Annotated in this window: 14 protein-coding genes; 7 read left to right on the top strand and 7 right to left on the bottom strand. The window is 62.6% G+C overall.

Going from position 1 to position 18286, the window contains the following annotated elements:
- Positions 1-134: 134 nt before the first annotated feature.
- Positions 135-3836 (top strand): SIR2 family protein, encoded by a 3702-nt coding sequence (locus AC0CMF_RS05900; RefSeq protein ID WP_374629292.1) that lies wholly within the window; start codon positions 135-137, stop codon positions 3834-3836.
- Here the strand turns inward: AC0CMF_RS05900 and AC0CMF_RS05895 are convergent.
- From AC0CMF_RS05895 to AC0CMF_RS05875, 5 genes are all read right to left on the bottom strand, one after another.
- Positions 3806-4204 carry a tyrosine-type recombinase/integrase gene (locus AC0CMF_RS05895; protein ID WP_374629291.1) on the bottom strand — a complete coding sequence of 133 codons (399 nt, stop codon included), beginning with the start codon at positions 4202-4204 and terminating at the stop codon, positions 3806-3808. The genes AC0CMF_RS05900 and AC0CMF_RS05895 overlap by 31 nt on opposite strands.
- 126 nt (positions 4205-4330) lie before the next feature.
- Positions 4331-5080 (bottom strand): ABC transporter ATP-binding protein, encoded by a 750-nt coding sequence (locus AC0CMF_RS05890; RefSeq protein ID WP_374629290.1) that lies wholly within the window; start codon positions 5078-5080, stop codon positions 4331-4333.
- Positions 5077-5913 carry an ABC transporter ATP-binding protein gene (locus AC0CMF_RS05885; protein ID WP_374629289.1) on the bottom strand — a complete coding sequence of 279 codons (837 nt, stop codon included), beginning with the start codon at positions 5911-5913 and terminating at the stop codon, positions 5077-5079. The genes AC0CMF_RS05890 and AC0CMF_RS05885 overlap by 4 nt, the downstream gene beginning before the upstream one ends.
- Before the next feature lie 10 nt (positions 5914-5923).
- Positions 5924-6826, bottom strand: a complete 903-nt coding sequence (locus AC0CMF_RS05880; RefSeq protein ID WP_374629288.1) for an ABC transporter permease — start codon at positions 6824-6826, stop codon at positions 5924-5926.
- A complete protein-coding gene (locus AC0CMF_RS05875; RefSeq protein WP_058900154.1) occupies positions 6823-7875 on the bottom strand; it encodes an ABC transporter permease in 1053 nt (350 codons plus the stop codon). The genes AC0CMF_RS05880 and AC0CMF_RS05875 overlap by 4 nt, the downstream gene beginning before the upstream one ends.
- 80 nt (positions 7876-7955) lie before the next feature.
- On the opposite strand from AC0CMF_RS05875, the gene AC0CMF_RS05870 reads away from it, so the two are divergent.
- The 4 genes from AC0CMF_RS05870 (at position 7956) to AC0CMF_RS05855 (ending at position 12077) form a co-directional block, all read left to right on the top strand.
- The gene (locus tag AC0CMF_RS05870; RefSeq protein WP_122519837.1) at positions 7956-8576 is read left to right on the top strand and encodes a helix-turn-helix domain-containing protein; all 621 of its coding nucleotides are present in this window, start codon (positions 7956-7958) and stop codon (positions 8574-8576) included.
- Positions 8577-8626: 50 nt separating this feature from the next.
- Positions 8627-10231, top strand: a complete 1605-nt coding sequence (locus AC0CMF_RS05865) for an ABC transporter substrate-binding protein (protein WP_374629287.1) — start codon at positions 8627-8629, stop codon at positions 10229-10231.
- Positions 10232-10511: 280 nt separating this feature from the next.
- Positions 10512-10970: a GAF domain-containing protein gene (locus AC0CMF_RS05860; RefSeq protein ID WP_123195637.1), complete on the top strand. Its 459-nt coding sequence runs from the start codon at positions 10512-10514 to the stop codon at positions 10968-10970.
- Positions 10971-12077, top strand: a complete 1107-nt coding sequence (locus AC0CMF_RS05855; RefSeq protein WP_374629286.1) for a M24 family metallopeptidase — start codon at positions 10971-10973, stop codon at positions 12075-12077.
- Between the two features lie 56 nt (positions 12078-12133).
- On the opposite strand, the gene AC0CMF_RS05850 is transcribed toward AC0CMF_RS05855, so the two are convergent.
- Both AC0CMF_RS05850 and AC0CMF_RS05845 read right to left on the bottom strand, forming a co-directional pair.
- A complete protein-coding gene (locus AC0CMF_RS05850; protein WP_374629284.1) occupies positions 12134-14095 on the bottom strand; it encodes a methyl-accepting chemotaxis protein in 1962 nt (653 codons plus the stop codon).
- Between the two features lie 210 nt (positions 14096-14305).
- The gene (locus AC0CMF_RS05845; RefSeq protein WP_374629282.1) at positions 14306-15229 is read right to left on the bottom strand and encodes a LysR family transcriptional regulator; all 924 of its coding nucleotides are present in this window, start codon (positions 15227-15229) and stop codon (positions 14306-14308) included.
- A gap of 318 nt (positions 15230-15547) precedes the next feature.
- Here AC0CMF_RS05845 and AC0CMF_RS05840 point away from each other — a divergent pair, with 318 nt between their 5' ends.
- The gene (locus AC0CMF_RS05840; RefSeq protein ID WP_374629280.1) at positions 15548-16729 is read left to right on the top strand and encodes an MFS transporter; all 1182 of its coding nucleotides are present in this window, start codon (positions 15548-15550) and stop codon (positions 16727-16729) included.
- Between the two features lie 32 nt (positions 16730-16761).
- Positions 16762-18249: a carotenoid oxygenase family protein gene (locus AC0CMF_RS05835; RefSeq protein ID WP_374629279.1), complete on the top strand. Its 1488-nt coding sequence runs from the start codon at positions 16762-16764 to the stop codon at positions 18247-18249.
- Positions 18250-18286 lie beyond the last annotated feature (37 nt).

Here is an 18286-nt window from a genome sequence, read left to right as displayed (position 1 = left end):
CAGGGCGAACTGCTGCGCGATATGAAAGGTTGGTTCACAGGCCGGGAGAGTTTCCCGCCGCCCGACGAGCGGGCGATGAGGTGGAAAGTTCCGGCGATCTGGAGGGGGATGAAGCGTGTATAGGGTGCTGGATTATGCGATTTGCTGAGAACGGCCCAGAAATTCCCCTTGATCTGGTTCTGGCTCAAGAAAAGGGTCAGACCATCTTCGTGTGCGGCGCTGGCGTGTCGCGCAGCGTCGGCTTGCCGCTGTTTAGGGGCCTCGTTGAAGGCGTGTATAAGAGCTTGGGCGAAGATTGGAATCTGCATCCAGCGGAACGGGAGGGGATGCGCGAAGGGGGAGCGCTGGAGGGCCAATATGACCGAGTACTTCGATGCCTAGAGCGGCGGCTGGTGGCATCGGACGCGCCTCGAAACCGCGGTATGCGAGATCGTATTAGGTCCGCCGTCCGAGATGTTCTGACGCCACCCGACAATGTCGATCTCGCCAATCATTTAGCTTTGCTGGAACTGTCGCGAGACGCAGAAGGGCGCAACCGGATTCTTACAACCAACTTTGACACGTTGTTTGAAAGAGCGTGGTTTGAGAAAAATCGATCTGCTATGGCCAGTCATGCTGGTGTGGCGATTCCGCAACCAAAGGTTGCTGGGTGTGCTGGCGTATTGCATCTTCACGGGAGGCTGGGCGATCCTCGACCCGAGCTTCACGCGATCGACACGGACCTGGTTCTGACCAGTGCAGAGTTTGGCGACGCTTATCTGCGCACCGGATGGGCCTCTCGTTACATTTACGATCTGGTGCGGGCGTACACCGTTGTGCTGGTCGGCTATCAAGCTGACGACCCTCCCATGCGGTATTTGCTCGAAGCTCTGGAGGCTGACCGCGAGCGATTTCCCGATTTGCAGAAGGTCTATGCCTTCGCTTCTTCAGAACCCGGAAATGAAGAGCTGGTTCGGGCGCTCTGGGCCGCGAAGGCGGTCGAACCGATTCTGTATAGGGCTGCAGGCGACGATCACTCGGCACTTTATGATTCCCTCCGGGAGTGGCGGAATTACGCGGAAGACCCCACTGAGTGGCGCAGCGGGCAACTGCGTCCCATTCTGGCGGAGACTCCCTCCGCCGTATCCGAGGGCCCCCTTCAGGAGTGCGTGGCGCTGCTGGGGCATGGCGACGCCTGTCAGTTGCTCGGCGATCTATCGCCAGCTGCGGAATGGCTACCTGTCCTTGTCGAAAAGCGCGTATTCGATCGAGATAGGTTGCTGCCGGGCGAATGGATCGCAAAACGCATCAACGACCCCTCAATGATTAGAGCCTGTGCGGGGCTCCCTACGCTCGACGAGCAGGCACGCTGGCATATTAACCGCGCGCTGGAACGCGAGCGGGCGGCTCTAACGCCTCTGCGTGCGAGAGCGTGGCGGCTTTTGCTTGCCGGCAAACGGACGACGCGCGCCGACTTTCTCGACGACAGCTGGTTTCTCATCGCACCGAACATAAAGCGTGGCGAAGCGGACTTTGAGGCGCGCCGTCTCATAAGCCGGATTCTGCGTCCGCGGCTGCAAATCAGAAAGGCGTTTCGCTGGGCCGAGGAAGTACGTGACGTTGATGCTCCGGAGGCTCTTCACGATCTGCTACATTTTGAGTTTGATTCTGCCAAACACCCGCCGGCCGATGAGATCCTGGCCGCCTGGCCGCAAGATGCCGATCAGGAAATCGCGCTTTTCCGTACGCTGGACAGGGCGCTGCTGGATGCGCTCGAAGAAGCTCAAGATGTTGGCCTTCTAGATGGCTGGGATGCGACAAATTTCGACGTGCCTTCCGTCGCACGGCATCCGCAGAACGCTCACCGATCGGGGTTCTACCCCATCACACGGGCGCTGGCGGATGTCTGGCATCGTTTGGTTGCTCGCGATGCCAATCGGGCTCGCGCGCTGGTTCAACCGTGGGCGGATTCGCCGTTTCTGCTGGTCCGCCGGCTTTCACTGTTTGCGCATGAGCACGCAGCGTTCACGCCTGCAGAGGCAGCGGCTGCCGTGATCAAACTCGACGATGAAGTGTTCTGGGGCAACGCGCGCGTGGAAATCATGCGCCTGCTCGCCACACGGTGGGCGCATTTCGGCAATCCTGACCGGCTGGCCATCGAAACCCGGATTCGTCAAGGCGCACCGCGCGATCTCTATTCCGCCGACGCCTTCGAGAATGAGGAGGAGTGGCGCTCCATACAAGACTCGTCGATTTTCAGACGTTTGAAGCGCATTGAGCTCGCGGGTGGGGCGCTGACAGCTGAGAGTCAGCAGGCAATTGGGGAGATTTCTGCGCGACATCCGACTTGGAGGCCGAGCGCAGGGGACCGTGACGATTTCCATTTCTGGCATGAAATGCGTTCAGGTCCGGACGGACAGCCCGAGCTGCTTGCGGATGTTGCCGACGAGGCGTTGGTGAAGGAGGCGATGCGCCTACAGCGCGAAAGGCACTTCGAACAAGGTGATGTTTGGCGTGTGTTTTGTTCCGCCGATCCGGAGCGTGCCCTGCGCGGGCTTCGGCTCGATGCGGACGACGGGCAGTGGGACGCAGAGGCGTGGCGCAGCCTGCTATGGGCCGCGAATGACAAGGGCGACGTCCCTTTTCAATTCGCGCTCGCCGATCTGATGTTGAGGATGCCCCAAGCCTCGCTTATCGATTTACTGCCTGCAGCAGCCTCCTGGTTGCAGCGGCAACGAGAGGCCTTGTCGGTGCCGGATCTGCCCGGCGGTCCCCGGTTCTTGCCGCTTTGGGATCTCTTCGCCGATCGAGCCTATGCACCTCAAAACGGCGCGGCCGAGGTGGAGCGCGACGACGACCTTCTAACGGAATCGCTGAATAGGCCCGGCGGTATGTTGGCTTGGTCCTTGCTGGATGCTCTCACTACATCGAAACCACAAAGGCACAGCGGGCTTGATGCTGAGCTCAAGCCTCGCTTTGATCGGCTTGCTAATGCACCTGGAAGGCCGGGCCTCTTGGCGCGTGTCTATCTCGCCCGTTCGCTAGCCTATCTTGAAGCGATCGATCCTGCATGGACTGAAATGAGCCTACAGCCACGTCTCAATTGGGACCATCCCGAAGCGTTATCATTGTGGCGTTCCTTTGCGCATGGCGGCGTTGGCTCGGCGCGTCTGTTCAATGCGCTCAAGCCCGCAGTGTTGGCAGCTTTCGAACGCCAGGACCTCTCCGACAATGAACTCGAAGGGCTGATGTCGAATTTGCTCAGTGTCGCCATTTGGCACCAGCGTGGAGAATCACCTGAGTACAACCTCACCACCGCAGAAGTCCGCCGTGCTCTCACCGTTGGGCCTGCCTCCGCGCGTCGGAATGTTTCATGGAATTTCTGGCGCATGATGGAGAAGGCTGGAGGCGGGAATGCTGAAGACGAAGATGCTGATGTTGACGTCCCCGACAAGCCAGCACGCTGGCGAACATTGGTTGGGCCGCTGTTCCGGCAAATCTGGCCACTTGATGTTCGCCTGCGCTCCAAGAGTACGAGTCAGAATCTCGTCCTGATGGCGCTTGAATGCGGTGACGCTTTCCCGGAAGCCGTCGATGCAATTCTTGATGTGATAGTCCCTTACCAACTGTACCAGATTTCGCATTCTCTGCGGCTGGAGAACCGGCACGGCGAGCTCGTTCGCCTGCATCCGCTGGCCTTCGTGAAGCTGACCAATGCACTGATCGACCCGACGCTATTTCCTGTTCCGAATGATCTCGCTGGGCTACTTGGTGAGTGTATCGCGGCCTGTCCCGACATTGCGCGTGATCCAGCATATCTCCGACTTCACGGGCTGCGGCGGCAACGAAACGCATAACCAATGCAGAGCTCCATTGTAAGATGTGACTTCAACTCTGCTAGTCGCGTATACTCCAATGTGGGGTTCAGGAGTTGATCCACATGTTCCACCTTGGCGCGGAGAGGTTCGTCGAGCAGGTGGGCGTAGCGTTGCGTTGTCTGAATTTGCAAGTGGCAGAGGAGCTTGCCGATCATCGGCAGCGTCATGCCGCCGGAAACTTGCAGCGATGCGAAGGTGTGGTTCAGATCATGGATGCGGACGCTGGGCAATTCGGCCTTCGCCCGCCAATCTTCCCAAAAAAGCTTAACGTTCTGCAAGTGCTTGCCTTCGGCGTCCCCCGGGAAACACCCTTTCGCAATCTTCGGGAGGCCTTGGTCGAAGAGCACCGGGTTGCCTTGCTGGAAGCCATGGCCCGCGTGCCGATGGGCGCCTGATGCCGGTTTCCGGCGGCTCCGAAAACAAAAAGGGCGGCTGATCGGGCCGCCCTTTTACGTTCAGGTCTGCAGCGTGTTTCAGGCTGCACGGATCTCGGCGAAGAAAGCCTCGCTGCGCTCCACCAGTTCGCGGCCATAGGCACTGGTCAGGGCGCCTGCCTTCAGGGCGGACACAGGGGCGATTTCCTCCAGCTGGCCATGGCGCAGCACACCCAGCCGGTCGCAGAGGAAGGAGACCACCGGCAGGTCGTGGGTGACGAGCAGATAGGTGAGGCCGCGCTCCTCGCGCAGGGACTTCAGCAGGTTGAGGATTTCCGCCTGCACCGACACGTCGAGTGCAGACGTGGGTTCATCAAGCAGCAGCAGCTCCGGCTCCAGCATCAGGGCGCGGGCGATGGCCACACGCTGACGCTGACCGCCGGAGAGCTGATGCGGCAGGCGGAAGCGGAACTTGCGGGCAAGGCCGACCGCATCCAGCATGGACAGCACCCGCTGGTCCCGGCCGCCAAGCCCATGGATTGCCAGCGGTTCGCTCAAGGTGTCATCCACCGTCTTGCGCGGATGCAGCGAGCCGTAGGGGTCCTGAAACACCATCTGCACGTGGCGCATCATCGCCTTGGTGCGCTTGTGGCCGAGCGGCAGGCCGCTCAGCGTCAGTGCGCCGGACCAGTTGTCCACCTGTCCGGCCAGCGCCTTCAGGATGGTGGACTTGCCGGAGCCCGATTCCCCCACCAGCGCGAAACTCTCGCCCGTGGCGACGGAAAAGCTGACATCCCGCACCACCGCCGTGTTGCCATAGACAACCGTGAGGCCTTCAACGCCGATCATTTGAGTTTCTCCAGTGCGGCGCGGTCGAGCACGGGCAGGCGCTCGCGGGTCTCGTTGAGGCGGGGCAGGGAGGCGATGAGCCCCTGCGTGTAGGGGTGCTTCGCCTCATGCAGCTTGCCTGCGGCGCATTCCTCGACGATTTCGCCGTTGAACATGACGAGGATGCGGTCGCACCAGTGCGAGACCATGTTGAGGTCGTGACTGATCAGCATCAGGCCCATGCCGCGGCGGCGGACGAGATCGTCCATGATTTCCAGCACCTGCGCGCGGACGGAGACATCCAGCGCCGAGGTCGGCTCGTCGGCGATCATCAGGTCCGGTTCCAGGATCACCATCATGGCGACCATCACCCGCTGGCCCATGCCGCCCGAAACTTCATGCGGATAAAGCGCATAGACCCGCTCCGGATCATTGATCCGCACCGCTTCCAGCGCTTCCAGAACCTTGGCCTTGCGCGCCTTTGCGCTCATCCGCGCATGGAAGGCGAGGGCTTCGCCGATCTGCTCGCCGATGCGCATCACAGGGTTCAGCGAGAACTTCGGGTCCTGCATCACCATGGACATGCGCGCCCCGCGCAGGCGCCGGTATCCGGCCTCACCGGTTTTCGTGAGGTCAATCCCGTCAAACATCATCCGGTCTGCAGTGACGCGGCCCGGATGGCCGATCAGGCCCATGATCGACCTGCCTGTCATCGACTTGCCGGAGCCGGACTCGCCCACGATGCCAAGCCGCTCGCGGCCCAGCGAGAAGCTGATGCCCTTGACCACCTCCACCTCGCCGCGCTCGGTGGGGAAACGGACCTTGAGGTTCTGAACGTCGAGAAGCGTGCTCATGACCGGTCCCTCATTTCGTGCGCTGGCGCGGATCAAGCACGTCGCGCAGACCGTCGCCGAACAGGCAGAAGCCGAGGCTGACGATAACGATGGCAAAACCGGGCATGGTGGCCACCCACCACTGATCCAGAATGAAAGCCCGCCCGCGGGAGATCATCGCGCCCCATTCGGGCAGCGGCGGCTGCGCCCCAAGGCCGAGGAAGCCGAGGCCTGCGGCGGTCAGGATGATGCCCGCCATGTCCAGCGTGACGCGGACGATGGTGGAGGACATGCACAGCGGCAGGATGTGGCGCAGGATGATGCGGCCATGGCTCGCGCCCTGCATCCGTACGGCGGCGATGAACTCCGCCTTGCGGATGGTCAGCGTTTCAGCGCGGGCAAGGCGGGCATAGACCGGCCAGGCGGTGATGGCGATGGCGATCACCGCATTCTCGATGCCGGGCCCGAGGGCGGCGACAAAGGCAAGGGCGAGAATCAACCGGGGCATGGAGAGAAAAATATCCGTGAGCCCCATGATGATGCGGTCGGCCACGCCGCCGAAATAGCCGGAGACGGCGCCGATGATGAGGCCGAGCGGCGCGGAAATGATCGCCACCAGCAGCACGATGAACAGTGTGATGCGGGCGCCATGGACAACGCGGCTGAAGATGTCGCGGCCCAACTCGTCCGTGCCCATCCAGTGCGCGGCGGAGGGGGGCAGCAGGCGTTCGGTCAGCTGGCCTTCAATCGGGCTGTAGGGGGCGATCCATGGCGCGAAGGCGGCCGTCAGCAGCAGGGTGAGGATGATCACCAGCCCCACCACCGTCAGCGGATTGCGCAAGAGCGCGCGCAAGGTGCGGTAGGCCTGGCCCAGCTGGGCCTGCAGGCGGGTGGCGGGTGTTTCGTCCAGCAGCCAGTCGCGGGTCGAGCTCATGCGCGGGCCCTCGGGTCGAGAAGGAGATAAAGCGCATCAGACAGCTTGTTGATGCAGATGAAGACGGCGCCGATCACCAGCGTTGCGCCCAGCACCGCGTTCATGTCGGCATTGAGCAGGGCGTTGGTGAGGTAGTTGCCGATGCCCGGCCAGGAGAACACGGTCTCGATCATCACCGAGCCCTCCAGCAGCCCGGCATAGGACAGGCCGATGACGGTGATCAGCTGCACGCGGATCGGGCGGAAGGCGTGGCGCCAGATCACCACCCGCTCCGGCGCGCCCTTGACGCGGGCGGTGGTGATGAACTCCTGCCCCAGCTGCTCCAGCATGAAGGAGCGCGTCATGCGGGCGATATAGGCGAGGGCGAAGAAGCCGAGGATGGTGGCCGGCAGGATGATGTGGGCGAAGGCGCTTTTGAAGCTGTCCATGTCGCGGTCGATCAGACTGTCCACCAGCAGCAGCCCGGTGCGCGGCGTCACCATGCCATCAAGGAAAATGTCGATCCGCCCCGGCCCGCCAACCCACTTGAGCTTGGCGTAAAACAGCACGAGGCCGACAAGCCCGAGCCAGAAGGCAGGAACGGCATAGCCGGCAAGGCCGATGACGCGGATGATCTGGTCGATGACGCTGCCCTGCCGCGCGGCGGCCCACACACCCAGCGGCACGCCAACGGCAACGCCGATGATGATGCCGAGCGTTGCCATCTCGAAGGTGGCGGGGAACACCCGCGCCAGATCCTCGATCACCGGATTGGAGGTCGTCACCGCCCGGCCGAGATCGCCCTGCAGCACATCGCCCACATAGCGGACGAACTGGACGGGCAGCGGATCATCGATGCCCATCTGCAGGCGCACCGCGTCATAGACTTCCTTCGGTGCCCGGTCGCCGACGACAGCCAGCACCGGGTCAATCGGCACGACGCGGCCGATGACAAAGGTGATGGCGAGCAGGCCGAGAAAGGTCAGCGCAATCGTGGCGGCAAACCACAGCAGGGAAGCGAGCCGGGCAGGAAGGGCGCCCCGGCGGCCGGTCAGGGTGGCGTTGCTCACGGCGTTTTCCTTGCCAGTTAAACTTCTTTTGACGTAGCAAAATTTTTTTACTAGCGTCAAAGAAATTTTGGAGATCCGTGATGAGCAACGCCCTCAAGGACGCTGAGGAGACGCAGGCCAGCGCAACCGTTGCGCCGACGCCGCATTTTGGCGGCCGCATCCGCGAGCTGCGCCGTAAGGGGGATCTGACCCTGCAGCAGCTGGCCGATCAGGCAGGCATCTCCGTCGGTTTCCTGTCGCAGGTGGAGCGCGGCAAGGCAACGCCCTCGCTGGGCACGCTGGCCGCCATTGCCGATGCGCTGGGCGTCGAGATCGACTGGTTCGTGGCGACACCCCGGCCCGCCAACAGCGTCACCCGCGCGGGCGAGCGCGAGCTGTTCTCGCTGGGCGAGGGCGCCTTGTCCTACGAGCGGCTCAACACGGTGCTGCCGGGCGGAGGGCTCTCCTCGGTCATCGTCCACATCCCGGTTGGCTATGCCTCGGAGCAGACTTCCCATACGGGCGAGGAGCTGATCGTCGTGCTGGAAGGCACGCTGCGCCAGACGCTGGGCGAAGCGGTCTTCACGCTCAACGCCGGAGACAGCCTGCATTTCATGGGCGACACGCCCCATTCCTTCGCCAATGCCGGAGACCGGCCCGTCCGCATCTTGTGGACCGGCAACACGCCCCGGCTCATTGGCCGAACCCCCGAACAGCCGTAGGGGGGCATGCCTGCGGCCAAGACAAACCTGCCTTCCTTCAGGAGAAGACAATGAAGCTTTTCAGAACCGCGTTTGCCGCCGGTCTGTTGTCGCTGACGGCCCTGACCACGCTGACCGCGCTGCCGGCCCAGTCCGCAACACCGGGCACGGCCCTCGTCGTCGCGCAGAACATCGATGACATCGTCACCATCGATCCGGCGACCGCCTATGAGTTTTCCTCCGGCGAATATGTCGTCAACGTCTACAACCAGCTCGTCCATTACGACGCAACGGACACCACGGCGCTGGCGCCGGGCCTTGCCAGCGAATGGGCCATCGACGCGGATAACAAGACCATCGTCTTCACGCTGCGGGATGGCGTGAAGTTCCACTCCGGCAATCCGCTGCGTGGCGAGGATGTGCTGGGCTCGTGGAAGCGCGTGCTGGTGCTCAACAAGGCGCCCGCCTTCATTCTCGCCAATCTCGGCTGGACCCCGGAAAACATCGAAGAGATGGTGACCGTGGACGGCAGCAAGATCACCGTCCGCTATGCCGGTGACTTCTCGCCGCTTTTCGTGCTCAACGTTCTGGCCGCCCGTGTTGCCTCCGTGGTCGACATGGAAACGGTCATGTCCCATCAGGAAAATGACGATCTGGGCAATGCCTGGCTGAACAAGAACTCCGCCGGCACCGGCCCGTTCAAGCTGCGCGCCTACCGGCCTTCCGAAATGCTGTCGCTGGAGGCCAACCCGGATTACTGGGGCGGCGCACCGGCCATGAAGCAGGTCGTCATCCGCCATGTGGCGGAAGCCGCCACCCAGCGCCTGCTGCTGGAATCCGGCGATGTGGACATGGCCAAGAACCTGACCCCGGATCAGGTGTCCGGCCTTGAAGGCAAGTCTGACATCAAGGTCGAGACCTATCCGCAGGCCGCCGTTCACTGGATTTCCTTCAACCAGAAGACCGAGGCCCTGACCAACAAGGCGCTGTGGGAGGCTGCCCGCTATCTCGTCGATTATGACGGCATGGCCAGCACCTTCCTGAAGGGTCAGATGATGGTGCATCAGGCCTTCTGGCCGGAAGGCTTCCCGGGTGCGGTCAATGACACACCGTTCAAGTATGATCTGGAAAAGGCAAAGCAGATCCTCGCCGATGGCGGTGTCACGCTGCCGCTGACGATCCAGCTTGATGTGATCAACTCCAGCCCCTTCACCGACATGGCGCAGGCGCTGCAGTCGTCCTTCGCTCCGGCGGGCATCAACTTCGAGATCATCCCCGGCACCGGCGCGCAGGTGATCACCAAGTACCGCGCCCGCACCCATCAGGGCATGCTGCTCTACTGGGGCCCGGACTTCATGGACCCGCATTCCAACGCCAAGGCCTTTGCCTATAACGCGGACAATTCGGACGACAAATATGCCTCGACGACCACCTGGCGCAATGCCTGGATGCCGCCGCAGGAGATCAACGAGAAGACCATGGCCGCGCTGACCGAAAAGTCGCCGGAAAAGCGCCTCGAAATGTATGGCGAACTGCAGCAGGCCATGCAGGCGGAATCGCCCTACGTCATCATGTTCCAGGCCGTCAAGCAGGTCGCCATGAACGGCAAGGTGCAGGGCTACGTCAACGGCGCCACGTCCGATTTCGTCTACTACCGTCTCGTGACCAAGAACTGAGGCAGTCTGCCTGAAAGATATTCCGGAGGGCGGCATGACTGCCCTCCGGGCACTGGAAAAGCCTTTCCATCGTCATCCCGGACGAGAGCGAAGCGGAGATCCGGGACCGGTGAGCCAAGGCCTGCCGGCTGTATCTCCTTGAAACAACTTCCACCCCGGCTCACCGGTCCCGGATCGCGCAGGCGCGTCCGGGATGACGATGGAGGGGCGGGAGGATTTCACCAGCCACACCACCACCGCTCCTCAATCCTCTCTCATCCCAACGCCCCGGAAGTCCATCATGACCTCATCCCCCGATACCGTCTTTGCCGCCCTGCATGAGGCTGCCCGCACCGCCGTGGGCGCGCGCCTCTTCACGGTGACGGTTCTCGACCGCAAGGCAGGCCTCAGCCGCCGCGCCTATACCTCGCATCCGGCCGAATACCCGGCGTCCGGCACCAAGCCGATGCGTTCGGATGGCTGGACCGATCTCGTGCTGGGCGAACAGAAGAGCTTTATCGCCAACACCACGCCGGAATTTGCGGTGTATTTTTCCGATCACGCCCTCATCAACCAGCTCGGCTGCCATTCGGCCATGAACATTCCCGTGCCGGACGGCGGAATGGTCGTGGGCACGGTCAATATTCTGGACGCTGAGGGGCATTTCACGCCCGAGCGGGTGGCGAAGCTGGAGGCGCTGGTGGAAGAGCACCGCGCTGCTCTGCTGGACGCCATGGCCCGCGTGCCGATGGAGGCGTGAATGACGCAAGGATCCGCAAAGCCGCAGGCCGCAGAGCGTCTGGCGCGCCTGCGCCGCAAGATGGCAGATACAGGCACCGATCTGGTGGCGCTGGCGCCCGGCGCGCATCTGCGCTGGCTGCTGGGCTTTGTCCCGGCAGCGGACGAGCGCGCCTCGCTGTGCCTCATCGGCCAGAAGCAGGCCTGCTTCCTGATGCCGGCCCTCAATGCCGAAGACAGCCGCCAGCACACGGATCTGCCCTTCTTCGAGTGGAAGGACGACACCGGCCCGGACAAGGCCCTGGCCGAAGCACTGGCTTTTGCCGCGCCCAAGACCGGCAGTTTTGCGCTGGATGAGACCATGCGTGCCGACCACGCGCTGATGCTGGTGGATGCGCTGCCGCGCGCCACCCGCAGCTTTGCCTCCGCCACCGTTGGCGCACTGCGCATGGTCAAGAGCGCCGCAGAAATCGCGCTCTTGAAGGAAAACGCCAAGATTGCCGACTTTGCCCAGGCCGCTGCCCGTGCGGCCTTGGCCGAAGGCGTGAGCGAGAGCGAACTGGCCAAGGCCGTGCAGGCTGCCTTTGCCGCCAACGGTGCGCAGCCCACCTTTGCCATCCTCGCCATCGGCCCGAACAGTGCCTATCCGCACCATCACTCCGGCGAGGCACGGCTGAAGCGCGGCGATGTGGTGCTGGTGGACATTGGCGGCCTGAAGGACGGCTACAATTCCGACATCACCCGTATGGCAAGCCTCGGCGAGCCGCCGGCCGGATACCGGGAGGTGCATGAGGTGGTCGATGCCGCCGTTCAGGCGGCCATCGCCTCGGCCCGTCCGGGCGTGCCCGCCCGCAGCGTTGATCTGGCGGCGCGTCAGGTGATCATGGATGCCGGCTACGGGGAGTTTTTCACCCACCGCACCGGCCACGGCCTTGGCACCGAGGTGCATGAGCAGCCCTATATCACCAGCACCAGCAATCTGATGCTGGAGGAGGGGATGGTCTTCACCATCGAGCCCGGCATCTATCTGCCCGGGCGCTTCGGCATCCGGCTGGAGGAAGTGGCGGTGGTGACGGCAACCGGCTGCGAGATCCTCTCCGGCCTCAGCCGCGATCTGGCGGTGGTCTGAATCAAAAAAGGGCGGCCCGGTGAGGCCGCCCTTTTCATGTCTTGCCTGTGCCTGTCTCAGGCGGCGCGGATCTCGGCGAAGAAGGCGTCGATGCGCTGGCGCAGGTTGCCGGTCTGCTGGGTCAGCTGGGTGGCGACATCAAGCAGCACCTGCGCGCTCTCGCCGGTTTCGTTGGCACCGCGTGACACATGGCTCAGGGTTTCCGAGACATTCTGCGTGCCGGTTGCCACTTCATGTACCGAGCGGGAGATTTCGGTGGTTGCGCCGCTCTGCTGGGTCACGGCGGCGGAGATGTCGGTGGAGATGTGGCTCATCTGGCCGATGACATCGGCGATGCTGCCGATGGCCAGCGCCGCCTGATTGGAGACGGCCTGCATCGCCTGGATCTGCGTGGCGATCTCTTCCGTGGCCGAAGCGGTCTGGTTGGCCAGCGACTTCACCTCCGTGGCAACGACCGCAAAGCCCTTGCCCGCATCACCGGCACGCGCTGCCTCGATGGTGGCATTGAGCGCCAGAAGGTTGGTCTGGGCGGCAATGTCATTGATGAGCTTGACGATCTGGCTGATCTTTTCCGTCGTCTGCACCAGGCTCTGAACCGTCTGGTTGGTCTCGCTGGCGGCATCCGAGGCGCGGTTGGCGATCTCGTTGGAGTGCTCCACCCGGCGGGCGATCTCGGCAATCGAGGAATTCAGCTCTTCGGAAGCGGCGGCCACCGAGCGGACGTTTGCGGCAGCTTCCTCAGATGCGGCAGCGGCGAGATTTGCTCCTTCCGAACTGGACTCGGACGTCTGGGTCAGCTGGCGTGCGGTGGAAACCACATTCTGCGTGGCGGAACTGACCGTCTGCAGGGCCGAGCCCACTTCAGAGGCAAAGGCGTTGATCATCCGGTCGACGGCCTCGGCGCGGCGCTGCTTGGCTTCCTGCTCGGCGCTCTGGGCTGCTTCCAGACGCTCGCGTTCCAGGGAATGCTCCTTGAAGACGTGGACGGCACCGGCGATGGCGCCGATCTCGTCATTGCGGCCAAGGCCGGGAATGGCAACGCTCAGATCACCGTCGGCAATCTGGCTCATGGCGCCGGTGATGCTCGACAGCGGACGGGCCAGCCAGTTGCGGAACAGGGTACCGATGAGCGCCAGCATGATGAGCACGGCGGCGAGGGTCGCAATCAGCGTCGACCGGCGGAAGTCGGACAGCTCGGCAAAGGCAACGCCCTTGTCGATGGACATGGCCACATACCAGTCCACGCCCGGCAGACCGGCAATCGGCTGGAAGCCAAGCAGGCGCGCGCCCTCTGCGCTGTCCACGTCCTGCATGACACCGGTGGAAACCTGCGCGCCGGGATAAATATCGGCGAGGGTCTTGCCGATCAGGTCCTGATTGGCGTGGATCAGCACCTTGCCGGAGCGGTCGGTGATGAACAGGTAGCCGAGGTCGCCCAGATTGGCGTCCTTCAGCATCTGATCAAGCATCTGGATGGAGAAATCGGAACCGACAACGCCCACCAGCTGGCCGTTCATGTAGCGCGGGGCGGCAGCGGTGATGTTCAACTCGTTCGAGGAAGCCGCGATATAGGGCTCGGTCAGCGTCAGCTTTCCAAGATCCGCAGCGGCCTTGTACCAGGGGCGCTTGCGCGGGTCATAGCCTTCGGGAAGCGTGGACGGCGGCCACTGGAAAAACTCACCTTCCGTGTTGCCGTAATAGGTCATCAGGAAGGTGGAGGTCAGCAGCGGGATGTTGAACTGCTCGGGTGCCATTTCGGAAGCCGGCTTTGCCCCCAGCGACTGCATGGCGAATTCGGTCAGCATCGTCCGGCCCGTCAGCCAGTTCGACACGCTTTTCGCAACGGAACTGCCAACCATGGACAGGTTGCTGTTCACGCGCTCTTCCGTCTGCTCGCGCATGACGACGTCGTTGTAGAGGGCGAAGATGGCGAAAATCCCAAGGATCGAGGCGGCCGTCGCCGCAAGGATCCTGGTCATGAGACTGCGGCGGCGGCCTGAGCGGGCGGTCTGCGTCATCGTCGAAGTTTCTTTCTGGCTGGTGGATGAGGCTATTCCACTTCTTTCCTCCCCGATGGTTTTTATCGGTGGATGCTTAAAACGCTCTAAACGATGAGCGATTTTCCTGTTGTTCTGGTGAAGATGATATCCGATTTGTAGTATTTATTAGCCAGATATGCGGATGGTGCTGCATGAAACTCAGCGGCATACGGGAATATGCTGATACGGCTAATCTTGGAAGCTGGCCGTCAGCTCTCCGGCGCTGAGGATCGCCGATCTGAGCCACCGGTGCGCTGGATCCTCATCCAGATAACGCGGCCACACCATGACCTCACAGAGTTGTTCCATGGCAAAGGGGGCAGGGAACAGTTTGACTGCAAAGCGGCGGCTCATTTCTTCCGCCATGCGCCGGTGCATTGTCACGATGCGTTCTGTTCCGGTTACGAGCAGTGGTGCGACGCTGAACTGGTCCACTGTGCATTCCACGCGGCGCTGGCGGCCGTAGCGCGGTAGAAACCACTCCTCAAAGGCAAGTGTCCCGTCATCTCCCAGGCGGATCGCCACGTGGCCTCTCTCGAAGTATTCCTCAAGTGTCAGCGTTTCGATGCCGCGGGCGGCCTCTGCGCACATCATGCAGACGTGCTCATCCCGCAATATCTCGGCCTGAGGATGCTGAAGGCGGCTGGCATATTGCTCGGGCATGATCAGCAGATCGATCGCACCCCGCTCGAAAGCTTCCATCACGTCATATGGAGTCCGTCTGATGTTCAGCCTTATGCCGGGAGCCGTGGAGGCGAGGCTGCGCACGGCTGTGGCGAGCATCACATCCAGCATGTAGTCGGAGGCGGCGATCGAAAAGACCCGTTTGAAAGCGGCAGGCTCGTACTCCGGCCGGATGGCTATGGCGGTGCGGGCGCTCAGCAGCGCATCGCGGACCGGCTGCGCGAGGCTTCGGGCAAGCGGTGTCAGTTCCATCCGGCGGCCGACCTGAACCATGAGACTGTCGCCGAAATAGTCCCTGAGGCGTCCAAGTGCCGCGCTGGCGGCCGACTGCCCGATGTGCAGGCGCTCGGCTGCCCGCGTGACGTTGCGTTCCTCCAGCAAGGCATCCAGCACAACGAGCAGATTGAGGTCGAACTTGTCCAGTCTCATGGCCGCCCCGGCAATTTCGTAAGTATTGATCCTATCGATGATTTATATCAATGCAATCTGTTTTGTTGGTGGTTTGGGCGAGCCTATCATCGCCGTGCTGATGCAGTTGAGACCTCTCCGCAGGGAAGAGAGACACGTCAGGCTGCTGCCGGAGAGAGACCCCTGGGGTTGGCGGCAGGCCTGATGGTCATGCGGGGGGATTGGATGCTTCAGCCCTGAGCGGGGAGGGGACGGAAGCTTCTTCGCTCGGGAGATATCCCGCACGGCACGCCTGTCAGGGCCCCTGCCGCTGCGTGGTCACATCCTGGGAGGGGAATTATGACCAGACTGAACAGTGTGGGCGGCTATCTGACGCTCAGCATTTGCCATATGGCGGGAATGATCGATCTGGCTGCGCTGCCGCTGTGGATCGGCGCTCTCATGAGCCACTACGGCCTTGAGCCGCAACAGGCCGGATTGACGGTCACCGCCTTTCTCGCCGCCGCCGTTCTTGCCAGCATCGTCTTTGCGCCGCGCTTCACCCGCCTGCCGCACCGCAGTTTTGCAGCCGGCGGCTTTCTGCTCTCGGCAGCCGCATTCGCCGGTAACTCGGTATTGCCGGTCGGGGCGGAGAGCCTGCCGCTGTTGATCGTATTGCATTTTCTGGCCGGTTTCGGCGCCGGTTCGGCGCTTTCCGTGACCCACGGAGCCATTGGCCGGACAAACAATCCGCACCGGCTGTTCGGCATCGTCAATGTGGCCATGGGTGTGCTGGCGATCGCGATGTTTGCGGTGCTGCCGGGCATGATTGCGTCCATCGGCGGTCCGGTGATCTTCCGGGCTTTCGCCATCACCATGGCCGTGGCAGCCGCTGTTTCCCTGTTGTGCTTTCCGAAGGTTGAGGGCGGACGGGAAGAGGCGCATGCCCGTATTGCTGCCGCAGGCGGGTTTCCACGGGCGGCCTGGTTTCTGATCGGCGCCATCATCTGCCTTGCCCTCAGCCAGGCAACCGCCTTCGCCTTTGTCGAACGGATCGGCGTTGCCGGCGGTTATGGTGAGGGGCGGGTCCAGTCGGTTCTGATCGTCATGGGCTTCGTCAATCTGGCTCCCGGCATCCTTGCTGCCCTGCTGCAGCACCGCCTGCCGCCGCTGGCAGTGGGCATCGCAGGCCCCATCCTGCAGGCCGTCTTTGCCCTGAGCATCACTTCGGCGGCTGGCTTCTATTTCTACGCCGTTCCCGTCGCCTTCTATGTGTCGCTGGTGATCTTCAGCCACACGTTCCTTTTCGGCCTGCTGGCGCGGGTGGATGCCAGCGGCAGGGCTGTGGCCGCAACTCCGGCGATGATGATGTCCGGCTCCGCCATGGGCCCGGCGCTGGGCGGAACGGTGGTGATGGCTGCCGGATATTCCGGCCTTGCCTGGGCGGTGATGGGCATTGCCGCAACCGCCGTCACGCTGCTGCTTCTGGCGCAGCGCGAGCTTGCCCGCAGGGCGCAGGAAACTGCCCCTGCCGTGGCCTGATCCCAAAAACATGTTCCAGATGGAGAGAGACCATGAACCAGCATGTCATGACATCTACGGGCCTGCAGTTTCCCGATGATGTGGTCTTCAACGGCTATGCCGCGCCGGTCCGCATCGAGGGCGAAGTGCATGATCTTGAAGTGATCGGCCGGATACCGCCCGAGCTTGAAGGCATGTATATCCGCAACAGCGCCGACCACGCCTATCCGCCGCTGCATGGCAAGGACATCTTTCTGAATGGCGACGGGATGGTGCATTCGGTCCGCATCCAGAACGGCCATGCCGATCTGACCATGCGCTATGTGCGGACGCGCAAGTTCCAGCTTGAGCGCTCCGCCCGCCGGGCGATGTTCGGAGCCTACCGCAATCCGTTCACGGACTCTCCCGAGGTAGCCGGTGAGGATGCCAACACGGCAAACACTTCAGTGCTATGGCACCACGGCAAGCTCTATGCCCTGAAGGAATCCGGCCGTCCCTATGAACTCGATCCGAATGACCTGACGACGCGCGGCGAAACGGATTTCGGCGGCCAGCTGAAGAGCCGGACCTTCACCGCCCATCCGAAGATCGATCCCCTGACGGGAGAGTGCATCGCCTTTGCCTATAACTGTGAAGGCGTCGCCAGCGACGAGATCGAGGTCTACCGTATCGGCAAGGACGGTGAGTTCCTGAAGACCGAGCGGTTCAAGGCGCCTTACTGCTCGATGGTGCATGACTTCCTCGTGTCGCGCAATTTCATCGCCTTCGTCATCTGCCCGATGGTCTGCGAGTGGGACCGGGTGAAGAAGGGCGAATCCTACTGGCACTGGGACAGCCAGAAGCAAACCTACATTGCCGTCATCCCGCGCGATCAGGGGGTCTCCGCCATCCGCTGGTACACCGCGCCCAAGATTGCGATGCAGACCCACACGTTCAACGCCTGGGACGATGGCAACCGGCTGGTGCTGGATCATTTCGTCAATGAATCGGGCTGGCTGAGCCAGTTCCCGGACATTCACAATCCGGATGCCGATGAACTGCCGCCCTTCGGCGAGCGCTGGATCGTGGACCTGTCCACGGCGGGCGGTGATGTCCAGATCGAACGCTTCATCAACCACATCGGCGAGATGCCGGTGGTCGATGGCCGCTTCTCCATGCGCCGCACGCGCCACTTCTGGTTCGGCACCAATCATTCGGCGAAATGGCCGATGCTGCCGGCGGGTCCCAAGGGCCCGCCCTTCACCTGTCTTGGCCACTTCGACGAGCACACGGGCAAGATCAGCCTGTTCTACGCAGGGCCCGATTCCTCTCCGGAAGAGCCCTGCTTCGTGCCGCGGAACCCCGATGCGGAGGAGGGTGACGGCTGGCTGATGACCATGGTGGGGCGCCGCGCCGAAAACCGCACGGATCTTGTCATTCTCGATGCCCGCAACCTGTCGCAGGGGCCGGTTGCCATCCTGAAATTTCCGTGCCGGGTGCATGAGGGCTTCCATGGCATCTGGGTTCCGGGAAGCGCGCTGGGCGCGGACCGGGGCTTCTGAAACATCACGGCGGCCGCATCTTGCAGGTGCGGCTGCT

It is taken from the genome of Pannonibacter sp. CBAS1226 (assembly GCF_055685825.1).
Note: the sequence above shows the minus strand (reverse complement) of the source record. Positions and strands in the feature narration are given on the sequence as shown.

Excerpts from the sequence above, each read along its gene's own strand:
- AC0CMF_RS05850 (WP_374629284.1), bottom strand. The coding sequence starts at position 14,095 with ATGACGCAGACCGCCCGCTCAGGCCGCCGCCGCAGTCTCATGACCAGG.
- AC0CMF_RS05865 (WP_374629287.1), top strand. The coding sequence starts at position 8,627 with ATGAAGCTTTTCAGAACCGCGTTTGCCGCCGGTCTGTTGTCGCTGACG.
- AC0CMF_RS05870 (WP_122519837.1), top strand. The coding sequence starts at position 7,956 with ATGAGCAACGCCCTCAAGGACGCTGAGGAGACGCAGGCCAGCGCAACC.
- AC0CMF_RS05880 (WP_374629288.1), bottom strand. The coding sequence starts at position 6,826 with ATGAGCTCGACCCGCGACTGGCTGCTGGACGAAACACCCGCCACCCGC.
- AC0CMF_RS05885 (WP_374629289.1), bottom strand. The coding sequence starts at position 5,913 with ATGAGCACGCTTCTCGACGTTCAGAACCTCAAGGTCCGTTTCCCCACC.
- AC0CMF_RS05890 (WP_374629290.1), bottom strand. The coding sequence starts at position 5,080 with ATGATCGGCGTTGAAGGCCTCACGGTTGTCTATGGCAACACGGCGGTG.
- AC0CMF_RS05840 (WP_374629280.1), top strand. The coding sequence starts at position 15,548 with ATGACCAGACTGAACAGTGTGGGCGGCTATCTGACGCTCAGCATTTGC.
- AC0CMF_RS05835 (WP_374629279.1), top strand. The coding sequence starts at position 16,762 with ATGAACCAGCATGTCATGACATCTACGGGCCTGCAGTTTCCCGATGAT.
- AC0CMF_RS05900 (WP_374629292.1), top strand. The coding sequence starts at position 135 with ATGCGATTTGCTGAGAACGGCCCAGAAATTCCCCTTGATCTGGTTCTG.
- AC0CMF_RS05845 (WP_374629282.1), bottom strand. The coding sequence starts at position 15,229 with ATGAGACTGGACAAGTTCGACCTCAATCTGCTCGTTGTGCTGGATGCC.
- AC0CMF_RS05855 (WP_374629286.1), top strand. The coding sequence starts at position 10,971 with ATGACGCAAGGATCCGCAAAGCCGCAGGCCGCAGAGCGTCTGGCGCGC.
- AC0CMF_RS05860 (WP_123195637.1), top strand. The coding sequence starts at position 10,512 with ATGACCTCATCCCCCGATACCGTCTTTGCCGCCCTGCATGAGGCTGCC.